Source organism: Synechococcus sp. W70.1, from assembly GCF_047461515.1.
Lineage (GTDB): Bacteria > Cyanobacteriota > Cyanobacteriia > Thermostichales > Thermostichaceae > Thermostichus.
In genome coordinates, this window is the sequence record NZ_JANSHH010000003.1 from 1 (window position 1) to 21,490 (window position 21,490).

The 21,490-nt window shown below is 60.5% G+C and carries 24 protein-coding genes and 1 tRNA gene; 12 read left to right on the forward strand and 13 right to left on the reverse strand.

All coding sequences use genetic code 11. The features are described 5' to 3' along the window. Positions 1-132 precede the first annotated feature (132 nt). Positions 133-1,662, reverse strand: a complete 1,530-nt coding sequence (locus NW808_RS00460; RefSeq protein ID WP_414419922.1) for a TM0106 family RecB-like putative nuclease — start codon at positions 1,660-1,662, stop codon at positions 133-135. Positions 1,663-1,737: 75 nt separating this feature from the next. After that, positions 1,738-2,016, reverse strand: coding sequence for a hypothetical protein (locus NW808_RS00465; RefSeq protein ID WP_414402159.1), 279 nt, complete (start codon positions 2,014-2,016; stop codon positions 1,738-1,740). Between the two features lie 198 nt (positions 2,017-2,214). Here NW808_RS00465 and NW808_RS00470 point away from each other — a divergent pair, with 198 nt between their 5' ends. Next, the gene (locus NW808_RS00470) at positions 2,215-3,093 is read left to right on the forward strand and encodes an ABC transporter ATP-binding protein (RefSeq protein ID WP_414411058.1); all 879 of its coding nucleotides are present in this window, start codon (positions 2,215-2,217) and stop codon (positions 3,091-3,093) included. A gap of 35 nt (positions 3,094-3,128) precedes the next feature. Here NW808_RS00470 and NW808_RS00475 read toward each other — a convergent pair whose 3' ends face one another. Next, positions 3,129-3,845, reverse strand: coding sequence for a response regulator transcription factor (locus NW808_RS00475; protein WP_414419923.1), 717 nt, complete (start codon positions 3,843-3,845; stop codon positions 3,129-3,131). 282 nt (positions 3,846-4,127) lie between these two features. Between NW808_RS00475 and NW808_RS00480 the strand changes: the two genes are divergently transcribed. The 8 genes from NW808_RS00480 to rpiA all read left to right on the forward strand — a co-directional run bounded on the left by NW808_RS00480 (position 4,128) and on the right by rpiA (position 10,150). Then, the gene (locus NW808_RS00480; RefSeq protein WP_414396293.1) at positions 4,128-4,499 is read left to right on the forward strand and encodes a hypothetical protein; all 372 of its coding nucleotides are present in this window, start codon (positions 4,128-4,130) and stop codon (positions 4,497-4,499) included. Positions 4,500-4,645: 146 nt separating this feature from the next. Beyond that, a complete protein-coding gene (locus tag NW808_RS00485) occupies positions 4,646-5,449 on the forward strand; it encodes an SH3 domain-containing protein (protein WP_414419924.1) in 804 nt (267 codons plus the stop codon). A 261-nt stretch (positions 5,450-5,710) separates the two neighbouring features. After that, positions 5,711-5,836 carry a hypothetical protein gene (locus NW808_RS00490; RefSeq protein ID WP_414406100.1) on the forward strand — a complete coding sequence of 42 codons (126 nt, stop codon included), beginning with the start codon at positions 5,711-5,713 and terminating at the stop codon, positions 5,834-5,836. Positions 5,837-5,943: 107 nt separating this feature from the next. Continuing rightward, positions 5,944-6,429: a hypothetical protein gene (locus tag NW808_RS00495; RefSeq protein WP_414419925.1), complete on the forward strand. Its 486-nt coding sequence runs from the start codon at positions 5,944-5,946 to the stop codon at positions 6,427-6,429. Positions 6,430-6,431: 2 nt separating this feature from the next. Beyond that, a complete protein-coding gene (cbiM, locus tag NW808_RS00500) occupies positions 6,432-7,076 on the forward strand; it encodes a cobalt transporter CbiM (protein ID WP_414419926.1) in 645 nt (214 codons plus the stop codon). Continuing rightward, a complete protein-coding gene (gene cbiQ / locus NW808_RS00505; protein WP_414411053.1) occupies positions 7,063-7,878 on the forward strand; it encodes a cobalt ECF transporter T component CbiQ in 816 nt (271 codons plus the stop codon). The genes cbiM and cbiQ overlap by 14 nt, the downstream gene beginning before the upstream one ends. A gap of 148 nt (positions 7,879-8,026) precedes the next feature. Further along, entirely contained in the window at positions 8,027-9,427 is a 1,401-nt protein-coding gene (gene rimO, locus NW808_RS00510) for a 30S ribosomal protein S12 methylthiotransferase RimO (RefSeq protein WP_414419927.1), read from the forward strand. A 30-nt stretch (positions 9,428-9,457) separates the two neighbouring features. Then, a complete protein-coding gene (gene rpiA / locus NW808_RS00515; protein ID WP_414419928.1) occupies positions 9,458-10,150 on the forward strand; it encodes a ribose-5-phosphate isomerase RpiA in 693 nt (230 codons plus the stop codon). Here the strand turns inward: rpiA and pdxA are convergent. After that, positions 10,107-11,159 carry a 4-hydroxythreonine-4-phosphate dehydrogenase PdxA gene (gene pdxA, locus NW808_RS00520; RefSeq protein WP_414419929.1) on the reverse strand — a complete coding sequence of 351 codons (1,053 nt, stop codon included), beginning with the start codon at positions 11,157-11,159 and terminating at the stop codon, positions 10,107-10,109. The genes rpiA and pdxA overlap by 44 nt on opposite strands. A gap of 366 nt (positions 11,160-11,525) precedes the next feature. Between pdxA and NW808_RS00525 the strand changes: the two genes are divergently transcribed. After that, the gene (locus NW808_RS00525; RefSeq protein ID WP_414419930.1) at positions 11,526-11,825 is read left to right on the forward strand and encodes a hypothetical protein; all 300 of its coding nucleotides are present in this window, start codon (positions 11,526-11,528) and stop codon (positions 11,823-11,825) included. Positions 11,826-11,920: 95 nt separating this feature from the next. On the opposite strand, the gene NW808_RS00530 is transcribed toward NW808_RS00525, so the two are convergent. The 5 genes from NW808_RS00530 to NW808_RS00550 form a co-directional block, all read right to left on the reverse strand. Then, positions 11,921-12,460, reverse strand: coding sequence for an AarF/UbiB family protein (locus NW808_RS00530; protein ID WP_414419970.1), 540 nt, complete (start codon positions 12,458-12,460; stop codon positions 11,921-11,923). Then, positions 12,343-12,663 carry a hypothetical protein gene (locus NW808_RS00535; protein ID WP_414419973.1) on the reverse strand — a complete coding sequence of 107 codons (321 nt, stop codon included), beginning with the start codon at positions 12,661-12,663 and terminating at the stop codon, positions 12,343-12,345. The genes NW808_RS00530 and NW808_RS00535 overlap by 118 nt, the downstream gene beginning before the upstream one ends. Before the next feature lie 96 nt (positions 12,664-12,759). Continuing rightward, on the reverse strand, positions 12,760-13,341 hold the full coding sequence (locus NW808_RS00540; RefSeq protein ID WP_414396314.1) for a peroxiredoxin family protein: 582 nt from the start codon (positions 13,339-13,341) through the stop codon (positions 12,760-12,762). Positions 13,342-13,378: 37 nt separating this feature from the next. Next, positions 13,379-13,816 (reverse strand): SRPBCC family protein, encoded by a 438-nt coding sequence (locus tag NW808_RS00545; protein ID WP_414419931.1) that lies wholly within the window; start codon positions 13,814-13,816, stop codon positions 13,379-13,381. 3 nt (positions 13,817-13,819) lie between these two features. Continuing rightward, complete coding sequence (locus NW808_RS00550; protein ID WP_414419932.1) at positions 13,820-14,374, reverse strand: hypothetical protein; 555 nt, start codon at positions 14,372-14,374, stop codon at positions 13,820-13,822. A gap of 147 nt (positions 14,375-14,521) precedes the next feature. Here NW808_RS00550 and NW808_RS00555 point away from each other — a divergent pair. Together NW808_RS00555 and NW808_RS00560 are read left to right on the forward strand one after the other, a co-directional pair. Then, positions 14,522-14,606 (forward strand) — tRNA-Ser (locus NW808_RS00555). Between the two features lie 153 nt (positions 14,607-14,759). Beyond that, positions 14,760-15,071 carry an Arm DNA-binding domain-containing protein gene (locus tag NW808_RS00560; protein WP_414419933.1) on the forward strand — a complete coding sequence of 104 codons (312 nt, stop codon included), beginning with the start codon at positions 14,760-14,762 and terminating at the stop codon, positions 15,069-15,071. On the opposite strand, the gene NW808_RS00565 is transcribed toward NW808_RS00560, so the two are convergent. From NW808_RS00565 to NW808_RS00580, 4 genes are read right to left on the reverse strand one after another with little or no spacing between them, the layout of a single operon-like run. Beyond that, entirely contained in the window at positions 15,023-17,845 is a 2,823-nt protein-coding gene (locus tag NW808_RS00565) for a BPTD_3080 family restriction endonuclease (RefSeq protein WP_414419934.1), read from the reverse strand. The two genes, NW808_RS00560 and NW808_RS00565, sit on opposite strands and share 49 nt — an antisense overlap. Beyond that, the gene (locus NW808_RS00570) at positions 17,826-18,251 is read right to left on the reverse strand and encodes a HEPN domain-containing protein (protein WP_414396324.1); all 426 of its coding nucleotides are present in this window, start codon (positions 18,249-18,251) and stop codon (positions 17,826-17,828) included. Before NW808_RS00570 ends, NW808_RS00565 begins: the two co-directional genes overlap by 20 nt. Beyond that, positions 18,235-18,555, reverse strand: coding sequence for a nucleotidyltransferase domain-containing protein (locus tag NW808_RS00575; protein ID WP_414396327.1), 321 nt, complete (start codon positions 18,553-18,555; stop codon positions 18,235-18,237). Before NW808_RS00575 ends, NW808_RS00570 begins: the two co-directional genes overlap by 17 nt. Continuing rightward, a complete protein-coding gene (locus NW808_RS00580; protein WP_414419935.1) occupies positions 18,552-21,461 on the reverse strand; it encodes a site-specific DNA-methyltransferase in 2,910 nt (969 codons plus the stop codon). Before NW808_RS00580 ends, NW808_RS00575 begins: the two co-directional genes overlap by 4 nt. Positions 21,462-21,490: the final 29 nt, after the last annotated feature.

The window sequence follows — 21,490 nt, forward strand, 5'->3', positions numbered from 1 at the left end:
CAGCGGCGAACCTACTGGAGGGGTGACCCTCCGGAAAAATAGCTCGGTGCCAGACCCTACTACACCCCTCGGTGGGGGTTTTTTGCTGGAAGAAGGAGGGCAGTTACTGCCTTGCTAGGCAATGGGAAGGAGCTATCTCCTACTGGACTCAGAAGCTGCACTCTGACTCAACCAAGCTTTAAGGCGATAGGTAGCCTGGCAATCGTCCTCGTTGTAGATGAGTGTCTGCTCTAGATAGTGGCGATCTCGTGTTTCTAGCCACTGGCTATACCAGTAGATGGAGTAGGCTCCATTGGCCTCGGGCAGTCGCCACTTGAACCCCAGCCAGCGGGCGATGTTCTTCAGGGAGTAGCTCTCAACGGGCAGCACTACCGACCGCTGAATCCAGGTGTGTAAATCCACAAAGCGCTCCAACAGTTGCTGCACCTCTCGGGGATCCGTTTGGTACTGCTCCCCCAGTTGCCGGCAAGTCTGTACTTCAAAGCCATGGAAATGATAAATGGGCGCCTCAGGGTAACGTTGAACCAACTCTAGAAACTGTTGCCAGGCCTGTCCTTCCTCCTGTGGCTCGGCAGCTAGGCAACTGTAGTAGTTGACAACCTTGTGCTCCTCTGCTTGTTCTACCACGAGCAAGCCCAGCAGGTAAGCAACGTTGTGGCGGGGATCTGCCTCGATGTCGAAGTACAGCTCCACGGGCGCTGTCGGCAGAGCTGGGGGTGGGGATTGCAGCCAGATAGGCTGGCGGCTGAGGGCGGCGCGGGCTTGGAGCTGCAGTTGCAGGGCCACGCGGGCTCCCAACTGGGGAATGGCCTGCAGCGTTTCCAGAGGGGCGTTGGCTAAGGCTTCAATTGAGTCGATCCCCGCCTTTTGCAGAAGGGGATAGCGGGATCTAGTTACACCCGGTAGCAGGCTGAGGGGCTGGGCGGTGGCGTTTAGCTGCCGACAGTAGTTCCGCCAGTGGCAGAGATGACAGCGGCTGCGGGCCATTAACACCTGGGGCGGCTCGGGTCGACTGAGGGAGCGCAGGTAATCTTGCAGCAGGCGGCGCACCTGAGCACGTCGTCGATCTAGCTCGACGGGGTACCATTCCTTGTCTTTCAAAATTAGAAAGCCGTGCTTGGGCACCTGCCCCTCCAGGGATCCAAGCAACTCGGCCTGCAAAGCCAACAACAGTTCGTACTCCGGCTTGGGGCGCTTGCCGAGGCGAATGTGCACCGGCAGGTAAACGGGCCGGTCTTGGCTGCGAAGGGCGGGATCCCGAATCAGGAGGTCCAGCGAGCTGCTTACCCAAACGGAGCGAAACTCTGGAACAGCCCTAGTGGAGTCGTCCTCAGGGAGCTCAAGCTCTGTCTCAGGGGAAGAGGCGAGGGCAACTTCAGAGCTGGCAAGCTCCGCCTCAGCTTCCCAAAACAGCTCTGCTACAATCTGCCCGCCGTAGATCCGCTCCGCCCCTGCTGCCATAGCTGCCAGAAGGGCTTCATTGCCCGGCGCGACCTGTTCTCCCGGGAATCGCTCCAGGACAGTAGCTTGCAGAGCTTGGCGATCCCGACGCCATTGCTCCAGCAGGTTTTCCGTCGGCAGCTTGGCTTCTTGAGGTCCAAAGCGATCCAAGTAGGGCAGGCGACGACAGCGAAAAAAGGCCAGCACCTCTTCTGTGTCCACAGAACCCTGCTGGGCTGGTGCAAGCGGGAACTCCAAGGGCGGATGACCTCAGCTCTGCTGTCATTGTGACATGCCTTAAGCCTTGGGCTGCTGAGCTAGCAAGAAGTGGGCAATGAGGCGCTCAACCGTTGCGGCCTGGCGCTGGGCGGTTTCAGCTTGCTGCTGGCAGACGGCCTTGAACTCCTCCAGCCACGCGCTGTGCTCTTGCGTCATCCGCGCCTGCTGCTGAACGATGTCTTTTAACTGGGACAAGTCGTCTTTGATAGAGCTGACGGCTTCAACTAGGGTCAACACAGCGCCGACTAGGCGATCCAGGCGGAAGTCAATCTGATCGAATCGGTCTCCACTTGGCATAGTTCCTCTCCACTCTGGTGCTTCGGGTAGAGCTTCGGCTAGCCCCGCTCCTCAGCAATTATTTTGCAAGGGCGAGGTGAAAGCTCCGAGTAAGGAAGATCACAGCCGCCCAGGAGAGAAGGCCAACCCAACTGGCGTATGCTAGGGAAGAAAGGTTTCTTTACACTGCAGATGGAGCCGACTGCAACCACTCTTTCAATGGCCCCGACTCTGCCCCAGACCCAGCCGGCGGCAGTGGAAACGCAGGGGGTGTGGAAGCGCTTTGGGCAGCAGGTGGCTGTTCAGGACTTGAGCCTGCGGATCTTTCAGGGGGAGGTATTTGCCCTGCTGGGGCCCAACGGCGCCGGCAAATCCACCACCATCCGCATGCTCACTAGCCTCACGCGACCCAGCCAGGGATCCATCCAAGTGGGGGGCTACGACGTGGTGCGGGATCCCTTAGCAGTGCGGCGGCAGATTGGGGTGGTGTTGCAGCCTATTACCCTAGAGGCGGAGCTAACGGTTTGGGAAAACCTGGAGTTCCACGGCCGCATGCACCACATTCCCAACCCGGAGCGGCAGCGGCGCATTGACGAGTGGCTGGAGTACGTGAAGCTGGCCGACCGGCGGCACGACAAGGTGAAGACCCTCTCCGGCGGCATGAAGCGGCGCCTGCAAGTGGCCAGAGCCCTGCTGCACCAGCCTCAAATCTTGTTCCTGGACGAGCCGACGGTTGGATTGGATCCCCAAGCGCGGCGGCTGTTGTGGGAGATCCTGCGGGATCTGAATCGACAGGGGATGACCTTGCTAGTTACCACCCACTACATGGAGGAGGCCGAAGAGCTGTGCGACCGCATCGGCATCATGGACGGCGGCAAGCTGATCGAGCTGGGCAGCCCTAGTCAGTTGCGGGCCAAGTACGGGGAAGCTCTGCTGGTGCGCTCCCGACCTGGACAGGAGGTGAGCTACACCTTTTTCCCCAGCTTGGCGGAGGCCCAGCGGCAGTTGGAAGCTGAATCCGACAAAACCGGCCTGATGGTGCGCCCTGCCAACCTAGAAGATATCTTTGTGCGCTTGACAGGCCGTCGTCTGGATTAGCGCGCTTTTACTCTCAACCTCTCTCTCTTTTATGGCTATTTGAATTCCCCTCCTCCCTCCTTTGGAGTGGGGGGCTCAAACTTGTAGCCAACGCCGCGCACGGTGCGGATTAGCTCTGGCTGACTGGCATCAGTCTCTAACTTCTTGCGAATTTGGCCAATGTGGACATCAACGACTCGCTCATCTCCTTCATAGTTAAAGTCCCACACCTCTCGGATCAGCTCAGCGCGTCGCCAAACCCGTCCAGGGTAGCGGGCCATGGTGTAGAGCAAGTCAAACTCCAGAGCCGTTAGGCTAATGGGGCGCTGGTCGCGAGTGACTTCCCGGGTTTCTGGGTTAATCACCAAGGAGGCAAAGGTTAGAACGGGGGCGCTTCCTCCCTGGGCTTTCGTCCGCCCTCGGCGCAGGATAGCCTGCACCCGTGCTTGTAGCTCCGGTAGGGTGAAGGGTTTGGTCAGGTAGTCATCTGCGCCTAGCTGAAATCCTTGCAGCTTGTCGGCAGGATTCACTCGGCTGGTTAGCATCAATACATACACGCCAGTCTCCTTTTGCATCTGCCGGCAGAGGCTGTAGCCGCTGACATCTGGCAAGTTCAAATCCAAAATCACCAAGTCCGGCTGAAAAGTACGTAACTGCTGCAGGCCCTCGGCACCGGTTGCAGCCACCTCGACCGTGTACCCTTGGCGCTGCAAGTACCGCTTGAGCAGCGTGCAAATGCTGGGATCGTCGTCGACAATAAGGATGCGGAACATAGCGGGGTAACTAGGAGGGGACAGGGCTGCAGAAAAGCTCTGCCAGCAGGACATATCCGGGCTGCAGAAAGCGGCAAACCCAGGCAGTCTTTATTTATACAACAGACTGCTTCAGACTCTTATTGAATTGGCTGTTTGAATTGGCTGTTTGGCTTTCCTCGAGCCTCTGTCTCTAGGCAAATGAGTGGCAACCACTCCAGTTAGGCTGTCTGCAAAGAAGGGGAGTAACAACTTGCCGGCCAGGCCTTAGAGTGGCATGGTGGGGGTTTTTCCCAGAGGCTTATGTACTACGATCCCAACGCCGTCTTTCGCAAGGATATCCAGGTGGCCCTCTTCACCTGGGGAGTGCTAGAGCTGGTCTGTTTCGTCATCATGCCGTTCACGCGGGCCTACGAGTATGCGCAGGTAGCGGATTGGCTGTGGCCATCGCTGGTGCTGGGGCCAGCGGGGGCGGTGGTGGTAGCCTTTTGCTCAAAGCTCACGGTAGCTGCTAGTAACATCCCCGACCCGAAAAGGAAAAGGGCACAGCGGCAAATTGCTCAGGTAATCAGTTTCTTCGGCTTCTTGGGCTTGGCCTTGCCCTTGCTCCTAGCCGGCTGGACCTTTGGCCACGAAATTCTCACCACTGACTGGGAGAATATGTTCACCAAGTAGAGGCTAAACGTGCTGCTGAGCTTGCCCCTTGGGAGATAGCTTCCCAAGCCAGCACCCAGAGGCGAAACTAGAAGTACTAGAGATGCTCTGGGGCTTGCAAGCGTTGGCAAGGCTCTTACTCTCAGCTTTTGGGAGCTGAGTTTTGGATGGCTAACTACCCGGTGCGAGGCCGTTCTTCTCCCGCGGCGGGGAGTTTTCCCTTCGGCACCCTAATGGCCCTGAGCCTCTCGGTTGGGGCCTTGGCTGCTCTGGGTTGGCAGGCGTGGCAGTTCATTGCTCCCCTGCTGGCTCCCCCTGCAGTGCCGCAGTTTCCTCGAGCGGTGCGGGTGGAGCCTTTGCCTAGACCGACAAGCTTGCCCTTTTCCCCCTCGGCTCGCCCTACTCAGAGGGAGTCTCCGCCGGCTGTAGGCAGCCTTGATTCCACTGCCTTTCCGCCTGGCAGCCGGGGGCGGGTGATCGAGCCTCTGGGTCTAGCCATCCGCAGCAAGCCCTCGGTGGAGGGAGCTTACCAAGGGGGAATTGGGGCGGGGGAAATAGTGACGGTGCTGGAGTACAGCGCCGATGGCCGCTGGCAACGGGTGCGGCGAGAGCTGAACGGCCAGGAAGGCTGGGTACGCGCTGGCAACCTGGGCCCCGTGGAAGGAGCAGCAGTTGCCTCGGCTCCACTTTCTGCAACTTCTGGGGTTGAATCTACACCTAACTCTACCCCCTCGCCAATTCGGCCACTGGTAGAAACCAGCCTTGCTCCAGGGGAACGGGGACGGGTAATTGAGCCGATTGGCCTAGCGCTACGGGCCACTCCCGACCGGGAAGGAGCTTACATCGGTGGTGTGCCCATGAACGAGGTGGTGGAAGTGCTGGAATACAGCGCCGATGGCCGCTGGCAGCGCATCCGGCGGCAGAACGGGCAGGAAGGTTGGGTGCGGGCCGGAAACTTGGCGCAGGAGTAGTTTCTGGGGGATGCCCCAGCGGGGGATTGTAAGGGTGAAGAAATCTGTGGTTCGGTAGAGCAGGACTGCCTGGGCCAAGCGACAAATGCCGGCGCTGGAGGGTCCGTCGAAGGGCTACTCTCTCTGGATCAAGGGTAGAGCCTGAACAGCAAAAAGGGAGGCGGAGGGGATCCCATGTGTGCTCAAGTTCAGTCCTGAGCTGGCCCTCGTCTGTGGCGAGTAGGTGGGAGAAGAGCACAAGGGTCTTGTCCGGGAGGCCAGGTGGCGGACTGGGAAGCCGCCTTTCACTTCGACCACCTGTTTGGGAATGACAGGCTGCCCTTCAAGGACGGCCTCAAAGGCAGCGCTGGGGTTCGCCTGATTGCCTCGGCAGGACGGGGTTCTTGACGTAGGTCTTTGCCCTCAAGTCCCGTTGGCTTTTGTTGTCCTCTATCCTTTGCTTAGCGATGAACCCAGTCTGGCCAAGTCGCGCCCCTTTCCACTCTTGCTGGCAATTGAGCTGGCTGGCTTTTGGCTTGCTTCTGGCTGCCCCGGCTTGGGGACACGGGGTGGAGGCCTCTTGGCGAGCAGTTCCCACGTTCGAGATCCAGGCCCGCTACGATACAGGCGAGCCGATGCGTTCGGCGCAGGTAACGGTGTTTGCACCTAGCAATCCCAGCACTCCTTGGCAGGAGGGGCAGACGGACGCCCAGGGCCGGTTTTGGCTGCAGCCGGATCCGGAGCTCAAGGGCCTGTGGCAGGTGCACATTCGCCAGGCGGGGCACGGCGTAGTGGTGAAGGTGCCGGTTGGAGAGGGGCTAGGGATCCCCAGCCCCCCCTCTCCTGGCTTTGGGCCTCTGCAGCGGGGGGTCATGGCTGCCTGCGTTATCTGGGGCTGCTTAGGCACAGCGCTGTTTTTCTTGCGGCCCCGCCCTGCCGCCTCTGTGGGTGGAGAACGGCCAAGCTCCGAAGTCGGCGCTGCTGCTCTGGAGCAGGACTAGCCATGCACATCAGCGAGGGCCTTTTGCCAGCGCCCCTGTGGTTGGGAGGCTATGGCCTCACCGCCTTGATCACCGGCTACAGCCTGGGCCGCCTGCAGCGGCTGGAAAGGGATCCCCGCCGCCCGCTCCCCAAGGCAGCGCTGCTGACAGCGGCTTTTTTTGTCGCCTCCTCCATTCACCTGCCCTTTCCTCCAACCAGCCTGCACCTGCTGCTCAATGGCCTAATGGGCGTGCTCTTGGGGGTCTTGGCCTACCCGGCCATCCTGGTGGGCCTGTTCTTTCAGGCCGTGGCTTTCGGGCATGGAGGGCTGACCACCCTGGGGATCAACGCCGCCATCCTGGGGATCCCGGCGCTTTTGGCAGGAGGGATCTTTCAAGCAAGCCGGCGGCAGCTGGGAACGGGCTGGGCTGCCTTTTGGGCAGGAGCTGCAGGGGTGGTGCTGGCGGCGCTGCTATTTTACGGCGTGGTGCTGGCGGCGCTGTACAGCGAGGGGATCCCTTCCACGTCCGCAGAGCGCTTGGCCCTGGCCGGCTTGATGGCAGCTCATCTGCCGCTGGCAGGGGTGGAGGGGCTGTTTACCCGTTGGGTGGTGCTGTTCTTGCAGCGGGTACAGCCGCAGCTTTTGGGGGAGGATGAAAAGCTCTAAGGCTAATCTGCCCTGCCCACCTCTCGCCTCCAGGAGTTTTTCCTCCCCTTGGCTCCACCGCTGGCGGCCTCTGCCCAAGGTGGTTGGCCTACTGGCATTGATGGCGGCTTTTGCCCAGGTGCAGCGCTTGGCCTTGCTACCCCTAGTTTGGGTGTTGGTGGCTCTTCTTTGGGCGCTCTCCGGCTTGCCCCTGCGCCGAGGGCTAAGACGGCTGGCCGCCCCAGGAGTTTTGTTGATAGCCTTCGTCCTCTTCTTGCCTTTTGCCGTTGGGGAGACCTTCCTCTGGCAGTGGGGCTCCTTGGCTTTGCGCTGGGAGGGGCTGGAGAGGGCGCTTTGCCTTGGCGGGCGCAGCCTGGCGCTGTTGGCCCTGGCAATGCTGCTGGGGGAGACCACCCCTCTGCCGGCCCTGTTGGCAGCCCTAGGGGCTTTGGGGATCCCCGACCTACTCCTGGAACTGGCTTGGCTAACCCAGCGCTATTTGCAGGAGGTGGCTACCCAGTGGCAGCGGATGCAGCGGGCAGCTCGGCTGAGGGGCTGGCGACCGCGGGGATCCCTGTGGCGTCCGGACCTGGCCTTGCGACAAGACCTTCCCTTCCTGGCTGCTGCAGTGGGCACTCTCCTGGTGCGCAGCTACGAGCGCTCCGAGCGGGTCTATCAGGCGCTGCGCCTGAGGGGCTATGGAAGAGCACCTCTGCTCCCAGAAGAGATGGCAAGGGATCCCTGGAGCTGGGCAGCCACGGGGCTGGCGGTGGCTGTGGCTCTCGGCTTGGTGTGGGTTCAATTTGGGGGTTATCCCGATTGAGCTGGTTGGCAGGGGAGTTAGACAAGATGGACAGTCCTCCTCCCCGCCTTTAGAAGCGAAACCCAACTAGAACTAGAATAGGAAGGCCTCAATTTTCCCAATTCATTTGTTGTCTATTGTTGCCATTCTCTCGGCCTCTCCTGTGGCTATGAACCGGTTGGAAACCGCTCTGCCTACGCCCTCTCGCAGCCTTTCTGCTTCCCCAAAGGAAGCGCCGGCTGTTGCCGTTGTGCATCTGGGCTGTGAGAAAAACCGCGTGGACACGGAACACATGATGGGCCTGCTGGCCCAGGCGGGCTACCGGGTGGAGGGGGATGAAGAGAGCGCCGACTACATCATTGTCAACACCTGCAGCTTCATCGAAGCGGCGCGGCGGGAGTCGGTCAGCACCTTGATGGAGCTGGCAGTGCAGGGCAAGAAGCTCATCATCGCTGGCTGCTTGGCGCAGCACTTCCAGGAGGAGCTGCTGCGGGAGATCCCGGAGGCGGTGGCCATTGTGGGCACGGGCGACTACCACCAAATCGTCCAAGTTATGGAGCGGGTGGAGCGGGGAGAGCGGGTTAATGCCGTCACCTCCAGCTTGGACTACATTGCTGATGAGACTGTCCCCCGCTATCGCACTACCCACGCGCCAGTGGCCTACCTGCGGGTGGCAGAGGGGTGTGACTATCGCTGCTCTTTCTGCATCATCCCCCACCTGCGGGGCAAGCAACGCTCTCGTCCCATCGAGTCCATCCTGCGGGAGGCCGAACAACTGGCTGCAGAAGGGGTGCAGGAGCTGATTCTCATTTCCCAGATCACCACCAACTACGGGATCGACCTCTACGGGGAGCCGCGGCTGGCTGAGCTCATCCGTGCTCTGGGCAAGATCCCTATTCCCTGGGTCCGCATGCTCTATGCCTACCCTACGGGCATTACTCCGGCAGTGGTAGAGGCCATTCAGGAGACCCCCAATTTCTTGCTCTACCTAGATCTGCCGCTGCAGCACAGCCACCCCGAGATCCTCAAGGCCATGAACCGCCCCTGGCAGGACCAGGTCAACGACCGGTTGATCGAGCGGCTGCGTCAGGCCCTACCCAAGGCCGTGCTGCGCACCAGCTTCATCGTCGGCTTTCCTGGCGAGACAGAGGAGCACTTCCAGCATCTGTTGGACTTTGTGCAGCGCCACCAATTTGACCATGTGGGGGTGTTTACCTTTTCTCCTGAAGAAGGCACGCCTGCCTACCACCTTCCTCACCAAGTGCCTGAGCGCGTCAAAAAAGAGCGCCGCGCCCGCCTGATGCAGCTGCAGCAGGGGATCGCCTTCCGCCGCAACCGCGAGCAGGTGGGGCAGGTGGTGCCTGTGCTCCTGGAGCAGGAAAACCCCCGCACGGGCGAGTGGATTGGCCGCTCCCCCCGCTTTGCCCCTGAGGTGGACGGGGTGGTGTATGTGCGCGGGCCCGGATCTCTGGGATCCCTGGTGCCGGTCCAGATTACGCGGGCCGAGCCCTACGATCTCTTTGGCCAGGTGGTGGAGGCGCCGCAGGGCTTTAGTTGGAGTGGGCGGTAGAATAGCAAGTTGGACTCCAGCGGGAATAGGATGGCTAGTTCTGAGGAGCTGAAACAGGCGGCAGCCCAGGCAGCAGCCCAGCGGGTACAGTCAGGCATGGTGGTGGGCCTGGGGACGGGCTCCACAGCCACCTTTGCGGTGAGCGCCCTAGCCCAGCGCATGCGAAAGGAGGGGCTGCAGTTCATTGGGGTGCCCACTTCCGAGCGCACGGCAGAACAGGCCCGCTCTCTAGGGATCCCGCTGACCACGCTGGAAGAGCAGCCCCGCTTGGATCTGGCCATCGATGGAGCTGATGAAATTGAGGTGGGATCCCTCAATCTCATCAAGGGGGCAGGGGGAGCCCTGCTGCGGGAGAAACTGGTGGAGGCCAGCGCCGCCGAGCTAATCATCATTGCCGACGCCTCCAAGAAGGTGGCGCAGCTAGGCACGCGCTTCCCAGTGCCGGTGGAGGTGGTGCGCTTTGGCTGGAAGACTACCCTGGCGCGGGTGGAAGCCCTGGGCTGCCAGGCGGTGCTGCGGCGCACGGCCGACGGGGATCCCTACCTCACCGACGAGCAGCACTACATCCTCGACTGCCAGTTTGGCCCTATTGCCGATCCAGCCAAGCTAGCTGAGCAACTCAAAGCAACGGTGGGGGTAGTGGAGCACGGCCTGTTTATCGGCATGGCCACGGAGGCCATTATCGCTGGCCCTGGAGGGATCGAGACGCTGCGGCGGCCGTAGGGGCCAGTTCGGCTGCCAGCAGGATTGCCTGCTTGAGGCTCTCGGCGCGGGCCACCCCCTGTCCAGCTATGTCAAAGGCAGTGCCGTGGTCGGGGGAGGTGCGAATAAAGGGCAGCCCCAGGGTTAGGTTGACGGCTCGGTCAAACGCCAGCAGCTTCACCGGGATCAGGCCTTGGTCGTGGTAGAGGGCCAGGTAGGCATCGGCCACGGCGGGAGACCCTTGACCATACCAGGCTTGGGCGGGAGCTAGCCACATCGTATCGGGGGGAAGCGGCCCCCAGATTCTGGCGTGGGGATAGGTACCTAGCAGCTCCGCCAGCCACTCCTGTTCTTCTGAACCCAGTTGCCCCTGTTCGCCGGCATGGGGGTTGAGGCCAGCCACGGCAATCACGGGATCGCCAATCCCAAAAAGCTCGCGCAGGGACCCCGCCAGCAAGTCCAACTTCCTGCGCACCAGCTCTGGGGTGAGGGTGAGGGGCACCTGGCTCAAGGGGATGTGGGTGGTGGCCAGTAGAACCCGCATCTGCCAGCCGCTGTAGGGAGAACGGGCCACAAACAGCATCCCGTAGCACTCGCGCCCGCTGAGCTGGGCCAGTACCTCTGTTTGGCCGGGGAAGGGGTAGCCTGCTTGGTGCCAGAGGTATTTGGCAATGGGGGCGGTCACGATCCCCTGGAACTGGCTTTGCAGCGCCCCTTCAACAGCCGTTTTCAGGTAGACAAAGCTGGCCGCTCCGCTCTGGGCATCCCCCCGGCCCACGCCAGAGGGCTCTAGGTGGAAGCCGCTGCCGCACTCTAGGACTGGAATCCCTTCTGGGTCAGCTAAGGGATCCGCTACCCCTTTTGCTTTCAAGAGACGGTAGGTAGCCTGCAAAACCTGCCGCTCGCCCACCACCGTTATCTGGGCGCAGGCCTGCACCTGGGGATCCGCCAGCGCCTTGAGCACAATCTCTGGCCCAATCCCCGCTGGATCTCCCAACGTCAGGGCGAGCTTTGGCAGCACTAGGCTCACAGGGGCGTTCCCGATTCCTTTCCAATTTTTATCCCCCCGAAGGGGGAGCTACAGCCAAGCCCCGCGCTTTGCCGCTAGGTAATGCCTGGCGTTTTCAACTTCTAGGGATCCTCCCGAAGGGGGAACGCGAGGCGGCCAAATGGCCGACCGGATCATTATCGAGTAGTTTCCAATTTCTAGGAATCCCCCCGAAGGGAGAACAGCCCTAGCTTTCGGGGCAGAGCCCCTAGCCAGCAGAGCCAGCACTAGGACTGCTCCTCGATTGAAGCCAAGCAGGGCAAGGGGTACAAGACCCATTTGCGAGGGGGTCGGTCGAAAAGGGCAAAAAGTGGCCTTGGAGAGGGGCGGTGAGAGCCTGAAAGCCTTGTGGCGCAAGGCATCGAGCGGGTAACGAAAAAATGGGCCTTTCCTGGATCCTTGGAGGCGCTCGCAAAGGCGTTGATACCGCTTTTTTGTTGTTTCGCAAACATCCCGAGCACAGGGATACCTAGGCAGCTGGCCTGGGGATTAGCCGCGCAGGCGACCGGAGCGGAGGATGCTCAGGATAAGCCACAGGCCCAACAGGCTGGCGGCGCTAAAAAGCAGCTCGCTCAGCCAGAAGACCTGAAAGCACTAGGTTTGCGCCGAGATGATGGCGGCGCCGATAATCAGGGATCCAACCACTAGGAGAGGCAGTTGGCTGACTGATCCAGGCTGCTGCGCAGGCCTTCCAGATCCTGCACCGTCAGGTTCCAGCGTTGGGTTTCCGAAGTGTGATGCGGCTAAGCAGCACTTCCAATTGCCCCGGAGATTGCAGGGAGAGGTTTTTCAGATCCAGGGCCCTGCGCAGCAACGAAGGTAGGGGAGCTTTCCCCAGCAACTGCTGCCGAAATACGTCTGCCATCAGGGCCCGCAAGCTGCCCCTGGGACTTTCCGGCAGGGCCAGTTCCAGAGTCAGCTCGGCACAGCGCTGGGCATCCAAGCTGACGATGGCCAAAATCAGCTCCAGCACAATCGGCTGTGTGCAGGGATCCAGCCGCCCGACCATGCCACAGTTCAAGAGAGCAACGCGACCAGAGCCCAACCGGATGGCTCGGCAAAATTCGTTGGCCAAGGCCACCACGTCGGTCAGCCGGCCCAACTCTGTTTGCGCCACCAGCTCGGCAATGCTGCCGCTGGATCTTGAGGGCCACTGCTTCGCCGCTCACGAGGCGGGCACGATGGACTTGGGCGATGGATCCCGCTGCCACCGCTCCTGTGTCAAGGCTGCTGAAGACCCGCTCCAGCGGCTGGCGCAACTGCTGGCGCAGCAGGATCTCCACCGCGTTCCAGGGCACGGGGGGCACATTGCTCTGCAGACTGCTGAGGGCTCGATGTACTCCCGCGGCAGCAGATCGAGGCGGGTGCTCAGCAACTGGCCTAGCTTCACGTAAACCGGCCCCAAATCCACCAGGATGTTGCGCAGCACCAGAGGCGGCGGCAGTTGTGGCTCTTCCGCCTTGCCCAAGGAGAGCAAGCGCCGCATGTAGTCCCAGGATCTCCGCCTGCCGGGCGCTGTTCTGGGCCAGCCGCGCAAGGACCACCCCTTTTCCCTCCTCTTCCCAGCTTGCCTAGAAACCGCCTAGAAAAAGGGCACTGGAGCCACTCGACGGGTTCCGTCCCAACCGCTGGTCAGCCCCTCCCGCAAGACCCGCAGCACTTCGTCGGTGCTGGCGTTGGGCTCGGCAAAGGAGAAGAGGTGCTTATAGCGCAGCCTCCCTTCGCGATCAACAACAAACTGGCCCGGCAGGGGCGCCCCTAGGGCTTGGCCAACGCCGTAGAGCCGAAAAGTTTTGCACTCTGGATCCACCAACAGCGGATAGGGCAGTTGCAGGTCGGCTTGGATCTGTTGGCTTTGCACCGGGTCGGTGCTGGTAACCATCAGCAGCTCTGCTCCCAGCGCCCGGATCTCTTCGTAGCGGGCCTTCAGCTCCTGGATGTGGGGGTAGCAGAAGGGGCAGAAGAGCTTTTCCGTAAAGATGCGGGTAAAGGCCAGAACCACCGGCTTGTGGCCGCGGTAGTCTGACAGGCGCACGGGATCCCCTTGGACGTTAGGCAGCTCAAAGTCGGGGGCCAGCTCGCCAATCTGCAGAGAGTTGTTGGCTGGCTGGGGGATGAAGTTTTCGAAGAAGCGACGGTTGAACAAGCCGCTGTTGCTGGTCATGGCAGTTTTTTACGTTTCTTTACTCCCTGCCACCAGCCTAACCCAAAGCCTCGGCTACTGCCTTTAGCCGCCGCAGTTGCGCCCGCATGTCGTGCCGGGTCAGCTCTGCTGCCACGAGATGAAACCCTGCCGCCACCCAGGGGTTGGGGATGCAAAACTCAAAGCGGTTGACCAAGAGCGTCCCCAATGCTTGGGGGTGGCACTCCCAGCGGTCAGTGCCCTGAAAAAAACCCTCGAACTGCCACTCCACCAGGCCCTCGGCGCGCTCGACAATCACGCAGTCCAAGCTGGGGGAGACTAGAGGCAGGCGTAGGAAAAAGCGGTAGCGGCTACCCAATTGTCCCGTAGGGGATCCCAAGGCTTCACATCCCAAAAGGGGGCTGAGCCAGCGCCGCATCAGCTCGGGGTCGACTAGGCAGCGCTCCACCTGGGCCACGCCAGCGGCAATTTCAATTGCTTGGGTATAGACGGGCATGCTCTAAGGAGCAGCAGGCGGCGCTTCGCCAACAGGGGCAATGGTACTCAGCAAAATCAAGATATCGCGGTACTCCACCTGATCCGGCCCGCGGCGAGGGGATCCCAGCTGGATGACTGCCTGCTGGAGTGGTCTGTCGGGGCGGGGGGGAGACTCGAACACTAGCGTGCGGATGCCGTTGGCCTGCTCAACATCGGAGAGGAGATCCCAGCCCCGGCCCCAGAGGGTGCGGCGGTAGTAAGCGGCAATCTCCTCCAGAGGCTGAGAGGTCTCCAGGATCAAGGAAGCCAATCCCCCCTCCTGATCCCAAATCTGCCCGGAAGAGACGACGGTGGCGTTGGGCAGGCGCAACTGCTGCGGGAAGTGGGGAGGAAGGGCGCGGGTATCGCCCACAGAAGCCTCAAAGTGGGTGCCATCTTCACCGATGTGGCGCAGCACTGGATCCGGCTGGGCAGCGGCAGGAGGTTCCGTAGACGGCAGGAGTCGACAGGCGGTCAGCAACACCGGCGCCAGCCAAGCTAGAAGTCGCACCTGGGCTGGGCAAAAGTGTCCTCTCATCGGTCAGCCAGGGATCCCTCAGGTGGGTTATAGCGGATCCCTGTTCTTGCTCACAAGCTATTGTCAGGGGGGTGGCTCCCCGGCTGCACAAAGGCAATTGCAGAGCCTAAGATAGGTAAGGCTGCAGATCCCTGCCAGGGATAGGGTGGAGAGGTGTCCGAGTGGTTTAAGGAAGCAGTCTTGAAAACTGCCGTGGCGCAAGCCACCGTGGGTTCGAATCCCACCCTCTCCGTTACTACGTAGTCCGATGACATCCACCCAGATCCAGCCAGCCCTTGTCTAGAAGGGCTTCCGGGCTTTTCAGTGTCCAAGATAGACTGACAGAATCCACTGTAATCCGGGCTGAAGTGGGACATGACCAGGGACACAAAAGCCAGGGCGGGACATGGCTCTGTCGGAGATAGTTATCAGGAATGCCAAACCCAAGGACAAGCCCTACCAGTTGCCAGACAAAGAAGGGCTGTACTTGGAGGTGAAGCCCAACGGGTCGAGGCTCTGGCGGTTTCGCTACCGATTCCGGGGCCAGGAAAGACGGCTCAGTCTTGGCGAATATCCGTACATCCCTCTGAGAGAGGGCCGCAGTATGTACGGGGGGCCCAGCAGTTGGCTGCTATCAACACGTTCACAAGCCTTTCGGGTTCCAGCTTCCTACTGCTCTAGGCTTTGCAACAAAATGTCCCGTATCTCGCCTGGGTGACGGGCCACCTTCCACTGCCAGCGACCGAACGCGCCATGCGTATTGACGGCTTGCACCCACTCCTCGAGATAGCACCGCTTCACCCGGTCTAGTTCAGTGTCCTGTCCCTTCGTTTCCAGAATGAGCATGTCGCCATTGGCAAGCCGCACAAGAAAATCTGGCCGATACTTCCGCACCACGCCACGATAGACGTAAGGCACCTCGAAGCCCAGATGGTCGTTTTTTGCCCAGGCGCTCACGGCACTGCTATTGTCCAGGACGAAAGCGTCCGACGCCTCCCAGGTGCTGTCGTAGACACAGACGTTGATGTGTGACTTGCGCGTGCGTTGGCAGGGTTTGCTCGTGTACCAGGTACGCATTTGGCCCGTCGAGCGGATAGGGTGATCGCGGTCGAAGATTGGAGTAAGCCGCTCTATGTTTTCCTGCCGCACCGCCTCGCACACATGTTGCACAATCCGTGACATGTTGAGGGTGATGATCAACCGACGGCGCAGTTCGTCCTGATAAAAAAGAGGTGGGGAGATCAAGATGCGGTCAGAGCGAATGAACTGCTCCACAATCCGCACCAACTGCGCCAGCAAGATTTCGCGACTGCCTTTCCAGCTTTGCTTGATTTGATCGAACACGTTCCGGGCAGTTTCGAAGATGATGCGCTGGGTGCGAAACTCCCGGGCCAACTGCTCCAGTTCGATGCGGCTGATTTGAGTTACGTCTGGCTTGCCTTCGAGAATTGGTGCCAGTTCGGCCACCTGCGGTGTCTGGGCCGCGTTCAGCTCCAAGGGCTGCACCTTCGACCAATCAAGAGTCAATACTGGCTGAAGTACGCGCTCGATACGCACCACATTCGGCCAGCGGATCTCAAACTCCGCTTTGGCTGGATCCGGCTCTACCGCAGTCTTGGGCGTTGGCGGCGGTGGCGGGCCATCTCCGCTATTCTCATGCGGTAAGAACGTGAAAGGCACGCCGAAGATGTTGACGTACTCGGGCTCAAGCAGCCCGGTCTGTGGGTTGATCTCGTAGGATGTGCGGCGCAGGCCCCGGCCTACAACCTGCTCGCACAGCAGTTGCGAGGTAAAGGCCCGCAGCCCCATAATGTGCGTCACCGTCTTGGCGTCCCAGCCCTCGCTCAGCATCCCGACGGAAATGACGTTCTGGATCTTCTCGCCTGGCTGCCCCACCTTGCCAACCGTATCTACGATCTTCCGCAAAAGTTCCGCCTGTTCTGCCTTGGTTAGCCTGCGCTCGACGGGTGCCTCTTCCTCCTCCCCCTCCTCGGTCTCGTTCGACGCCTCTACTGTTACCGCGGACTCTTCCTTTGCCTCAGCCTCTTCTAGCACCTTCGAGTCGATATGCAGGATTCGCTCCGGGTCGCATAGCTCGTCGATGTGAATGCTCCGCGAATCGAAGGCGTGCTTGACCCGCGCTGCTGTCTCAGTTCGGTTACAGACGGTGATCATCACAGGCGGCGTGGGCAGGCCGGCCGCTTTCCAGGCTCTCCATGTCTCACGCCAGTCGTAACCCAGCAGGTAATAGGCGTTCAGCACCAGATCCGGCAGCGGCTCGTGGAGTTCGGCGCGGCGGTTGAGGTCGTCTCTGACTTCTGGGTCGTTGTAGATGTGGTAGAGACGGGATTTGTAGGTTTTGGCGTCCGGCACGGCGTCGTCGCGCACCACCACACGCGGCGTCTTGACTAAGCCGGATTCGATTGCGTCGTTGAGGCCAAAATCACTGACAATCCAGCCGAACAGGTTCTCCTCGCTGCTCTTTTTTCCCGATGGTGCAAAAGGGGTGGCGGAAAAGTCGTAGCAGGTCAGAATGCCTCGTGAGCGATGCAGACGATCCAGCCCGCCTACCCAGACTGTGGCTTCCGCAGCGCTGTCTTTCAGGTCGCGAGCGCGCAAGGACTTCCCTTCAGCTTCCTGGTTGACGCGCCAGGCGTGGTGCGCCTCATCGTTGATGACTAGCAGATTGGAAGCATTTGCCATCTCGCCCAAAACTTCACGGGCATAGGCTTCGTCACTTTTGACGCCGCGCTTGTCCACGCTTTTGCGCGCCTTGATTTGCTCTTCGCTTTCCCAAGCCAGGGCGTGCCAGTTGCGCACCAATACTTTCCCTTGGCGAAGCTTATCGAGGAAGGCGGGGGGCACGATGGAAAACGCCTCATAGTAGTTGCCCTCGGCGGCTGGCTCGAGGACAGCCAGTCTCTGCTTCACCGTCAGTCCCGGCGCGATGACCAGCACGTTTTTCGAAAAGCGCGCATCTTGGGGATTGGCCACCTTGTTGAGGATGTGCCAGGCAATCACCATCGCCATCACGATGGTCTTGCCCGTACCCGTTGCCATCTTGCAGCACCGACGCAAGAAGGCCCCGCCGTCACCTGGGATCTCAATGCCTACCCGCTCGGCAGGCGGCGCCTCGGTCAGCCAAATGAGCGTCTCTGCCGCCTCCAACTGGCAAAAGAAAAAGCGACGTCTGTCGAACTCCTCGGGGTCATGCCAGTACTCCAAGAGCCGCTTGGTGATGGCGGTAACGCCGGGATAGCCTGCCTCGCGCCAGGCTTTGACGCGGGGTCGAATTTGGTTGACAAGTGGGATCTCGACGAAGATGCCCGGATCGTCGAAAGATTTTGAACCGGGAGTCGCCACCACGTAGCCCGCCGGGCGGCGGCCCTCCACCAGCTCGAAGGTGCGCGTCTTGCGGTCGTAGTGCCAGTGGTATTTCGGCTCTTCGTAGGGCGAGTTGATAATCAAGCGGTCAATCGTAGTCCGGGCCATCGCCTTTCTCCCGTTCCGTTGCTGCACTGACTTCTTCCGCTGCCCAACAGCGAATCTCTGTCAGCAGACTTGCCACCTCTTGTTGGGGAATAGGCGCAAATTCTGTGTCGTCGTAGCGAAAGGCAACAGCAAAGGGGTTGAGTTGACGGAGTTGATCTTCCCCAACCGGCAACGAAATGCCCCGGTCGTTGAGCAGACGCGCTAGCTTGACCAGGTCATGGGTGCGTGTGAATTCAATCTGTTGGGCAAACAAGACTGCCTTGAGAGATTTCTCTACCGCTTGCTGGGCATGGAAATAGAGGATAGCAGGGTGAACCTCGGGGTCTTTTTTCAACACTTCAAATGCCTTGAGGTCGCGATCCGCCAAGCGCAGGGATCGCCAGGCCTCTTCAAGATGGGGCTTCATAGAGGGCTCTTCCCTCCTTGCGTGCCCAGTACAGCACCGTGCCCGGCACCTGACTGCGCCGCTGGTATTCGGCCTCAGAATAAACCAGCAGATCGATCCCTGGGCCAAGCGAGCCTACAGCTTTGTGCAAGCGGATCATTTCGCTATACGGGTCGGGCACTTCTGGTTCGACCACTATGAGATCCACGTCAGAGCCAGCGTCGGCATCGCCACGGCCATAGGAACCAAACAAAAGTATGCGGCTGGGCTGCGCTACTGCCACGATTCGTTGAACAATTTCTTGCAGAGCTTGCTCGTCCATCATGGATCCACTTTTACGACCTTCAGGCTCTCGATGCCCCGGTCATCCACAATTTTGACGGCAATGCGTCGGTGCTCACCGAGCGCAAACGGCAGCGACACCGTGCCTCGGTAAGCTTCGATCCGCTCCTCATCGATTTCTGCCTTGAGATTGCGAGCCAGTTTTGCCCAGCCCTCCTTCTCGCCTGCCATCGGGAAGAACACCTGGCGCGGGTAGAGGCTGCGCCCGTCGTAGTCAGTGTCGAGCATCCAGAGGGCAATTCTATCTGCGCCGCCCGATTCAATCTGGCCGGTCTTGGTGTTGTAGTAATCGAAGCCGAGAACTGAAACGCGATACTTTCCCTTGTCCTCGCCGTCAGCAATGCGTTCCAGGTACACATCCGGTTGCCCAATAAGCCAGAAGGACTCGTTGCTGGCGCGCTTTTTCTTCAGGTCGTCGGTCAAAAGGTCAGCGTTCATTTGCACTTTGAGGAACTGCATTCCAGCCAGCTCCGGCTTCATCTCGTCAATGTCTTTCGCCGCTTCCGGGTCAAACTGAAAGGCGGCAAAGATCAGCAGTTTTGGCCGTGGGACAAGCATCCGCGCTTCTTCCCAGGCCTGCTCTACTTGCCGTTGCTCGAGCGGGCCATATTCCGGGCCAAAGGAGACCACCACGCGCAGGGGGTCATAGGCAGGCGCCGACTCGCGCACGGTATTTGCCCCTTCGTCGCTGGGCCGCGTTTCCCCCACGGCATGGAGCCAACGGCAGCCGGGCAGCGGTTCCAGCCGGGCAAAGCGGATGTATTGCCCGTTCTTCCCGCGGATACCCGTCTTGAGCAGCTCGTCGCGCCATTCCTCCTGACGCAGTGTTTCGCCGGAGCGGGCAATCGAGGCATCTGCCGGCTCGGGCTTGGGCTCCAAAATCTCATCCACCGATTTCACCGCTGGGGCTGGCACTGCTTCCACGGTGAACGGGCCTGTCACCCGCACCTTCTTCCTGTCCACAAAGGGCTGGTCGTAAAGCGTCTCCTGCGGCGCGTGGCGGGCAATGGCCTCATCGATGGCTGCTCGCAGGGCACGGCGGGCTTGATGGAATCGCTCGAATGGCGTCCGGGCAGCTTCCGGCCAGTCGGCGGGAAACTCAAAGGGCACCTCCCATTCCACCAGCTCATTGACCTTAACCACCTGGCCAGCGGGCATGGTGAAGGTTTCTGTGTCGGGCGCGGCAAAGTCTACAAAGTGGCCGGCCCGGCCACCTTGGGTCACCTTAAACTTCACCGGCTGGCCCTTCAGCGCGGTGTTGAGCTCAGCCAGGGCCTCCTCCACCGCCGGGTGCAGGCGCGCGTAGATGTCGTCGATTTCCGGATTGTTGGCGATGGACTTGAGCGTGATGTGCGGCACCGTCTTGTACTTAAAGCCGCTGCCTACGCCCTCCTGCGGGTGCGCGAGTTCATAGTAATCGAAGACGGCGGTCATCAGCCGCTGACGGGCAAGGGTAATCGCCACGCGCGAGGTGTCGCAGGTGATCCAGCGCCGGCCCCACTGCTCGGCTACGTAGGCCGTCGTGCCGCTGCCGCAGGTCGGGTCGAACACCAGGTCGCCGGGGTCGGTGGTCATCAGGATGCAGCGCTCGACGACTTTGGTGTTGGTTTGGACGGCGTAGAGTTTCTCTCCTGCCCATGCGCCAGCGATGACGGTATCCGTCCAGATATTCGTCAAGGGTCGATTTGGAATCTCGTCCAGGAAGCGGACATACCTGAGCGCGTTCCCTACAGCAAATAGGCGCTCCGCCTGCCGTAGCCGTTCCATGCCCTCATACCCGGTTTTCCAGTGGCTGTTCTTACCGCAATGGAAAGCTCGCCCTTCAAAGGGATACGAGAATGTGGTGGCGCCTGCCTCCTGCGACGTCATATTGTCCGCCATGAACACTCGGACGCCCTCCGGGAGGCGGGTGGGTGATTCGAGCTCTGATCTAGTCAGACGGCGTCGGGCGCCGTCCGAAAGCTGCACGTGCTGGTAACCTTTAGTGCCCTCTTCTCCCAGCTCTTTCTCCAGAAAGAGCTGACGGTATTTCACCTGGGCCTTGTCTTTGGCATACCAGAGCAGGAAATCGTTGACCACGTCCAGCAACGCCCCGCCCTTACCGCTGGTTTTCACGAAACTGATGACGCTTACAAAATTCTCCCTTCCGAACACCTCATCCAGCAGGCAGCGCACCAGGTGCAGGTTCTCGTCGTTGATCTGCACGAAGATGGAGCCGCTCTCGCTGAGGAGTTCCCGGCACAAAAGCAGGCGGTCGCGCAGGTAGGTGAGGTAAGAGTGGATGCCCAGCTCCCAGGTGTCGCGGAAGGCTTTGATCTGCTCCGGCTCTGAGGTCAAATCCTCGTCCTCGCCGTCTTTGACGTCGCGCTTATTCACAAAGGGCTGGAAGTTGGAGCCGTACTTGATGCCGTAGGGCGGGTCAAAGTAGATCATCTGCACCTTGCCGGCCATTCCCTCCTTTTCCAAGAGCGAGTTCATCACCAAGAGCGAATCGCCGGCAATCAGCCGGTTCGTCCAGCCATGCTTGTGCTGGTAAAATTCGATGGCCTGGCGCAGGGGCTCCTTGCGTTCTTCCTCAAACAACCCCAGTTGTACCGGGCCAGCTTGGTCGTTTTTCTTGCGCACGGCCTCGATGATGGTGCGCGGGTCAATCCGCTCGTGGACGTGGAGCGAAACCGTGGGCACCTCGAACGAAGTGTGCTCGGCCTTGCCAGCCCAGACAAGCTGCGGATCCAGGTGCGGGTCGTAGGCGTAGGTTTTCTTCTTCTGCCCCGCGTCCCGGTCGTTCTCAGGCGTCACCAGTCCCACAGGCGGGTTGTTGAGCCGCTGTTTGTCCCGGTGCTCGTAGGATTCGATTGAGCGTTGGGTGTTGGTCTTCTTGCCTGCCATCCAGTCCTGCCTGTTGGTTGCGTCGTGGG

Coding starts and splice junctions, on each gene's coding strand:
- NW808_RS00465 (WP_414402159.1), bottom strand. CDS start 2,016: ATGCCAAGTGGAGACCGATTCGATCAGATTGACTTCCGCCTGGATCGC.
- NW808_RS00470 (WP_414411058.1), top strand. CDS start 2,215: ATGGCCCCGACTCTGCCCCAGACCCAGCCGGCGGCAGTGGAAACGCAG.
- NW808_RS00475 (WP_414419923.1), bottom strand. CDS start 3,845: ATGTTCCGCATCCTTATTGTCGACGACGATCCCAGCATTTGCACGCTG.
- NW808_RS00480 (WP_414396293.1), top strand. CDS start 4,128: ATGTACTACGATCCCAACGCCGTCTTTCGCAAGGATATCCAGGTGGCC.
- NW808_RS00485 (WP_414419924.1), top strand. CDS start 4,646: ATGGCTAACTACCCGGTGCGAGGCCGTTCTTCTCCCGCGGCGGGGAGT.
- cbiM (WP_414419926.1), top strand. CDS start 6,432: ATGCACATCAGCGAGGGCCTTTTGCCAGCGCCCCTGTGGTTGGGAGGC.
- cbiQ (WP_414411053.1), top strand. CDS start 7,063: ATGAAAAGCTCTAAGGCTAATCTGCCCTGCCCACCTCTCGCCTCCAGG.
- rimO (WP_414419927.1), top strand. CDS start 8,027: ATGAACCGGTTGGAAACCGCTCTGCCTACGCCCTCTCGCAGCCTTTCT.
- rpiA (WP_414419928.1), top strand. CDS start 9,458: ATGGCTAGTTCTGAGGAGCTGAAACAGGCGGCAGCCCAGGCAGCAGCC.
- NW808_RS00535 (WP_414419973.1), bottom strand. CDS start 12,663: ATGCGGCGCTTGCTCTCCTTGGGCAAGGCGGAAGAGCCACAACTGCCG.
- NW808_RS00540 (WP_414396314.1), bottom strand. CDS start 13,341: ATGACCAGCAACAGCGGCTTGTTCAACCGTCGCTTCTTCGAAAACTTC.
- NW808_RS00545 (WP_414419931.1), bottom strand. CDS start 13,816: ATGCCCGTCTATACCCAAGCAATTGAAATTGCCGCTGGCGTGGCCCAG.
- NW808_RS00550 (WP_414419932.1), bottom strand. CDS start 14,374: ATGAGAGGACACTTTTGCCCAGCCCAGGTGCGACTTCTAGCTTGGCTG.
- NW808_RS00560 (WP_414419933.1), top strand. CDS start 14,760: ATGGCTCTGTCGGAGATAGTTATCAGGAATGCCAAACCCAAGGACAAG.
- NW808_RS00565 (WP_414419934.1), bottom strand. CDS start 17,845: ATGGCCCGGACTACGATTGACCGCTTGATTATCAACTCGCCCTACGAA.
- NW808_RS00570 (WP_414396324.1), bottom strand. CDS start 18,251: ATGAAGCCCCATCTTGAAGAGGCCTGGCGATCCCTGCGCTTGGCGGAT.
- NW808_RS00575 (WP_414396327.1), bottom strand. CDS start 18,555: ATGATGGACGAGCAAGCTCTGCAAGAAATTGTTCAACGAATCGTGGCA.
- NW808_RS00580 (WP_414419935.1), bottom strand. CDS start 21,461: ATGGCAGGCAAGAAGACCAACACCCAACGCTCAATCGAATCCTACGAG.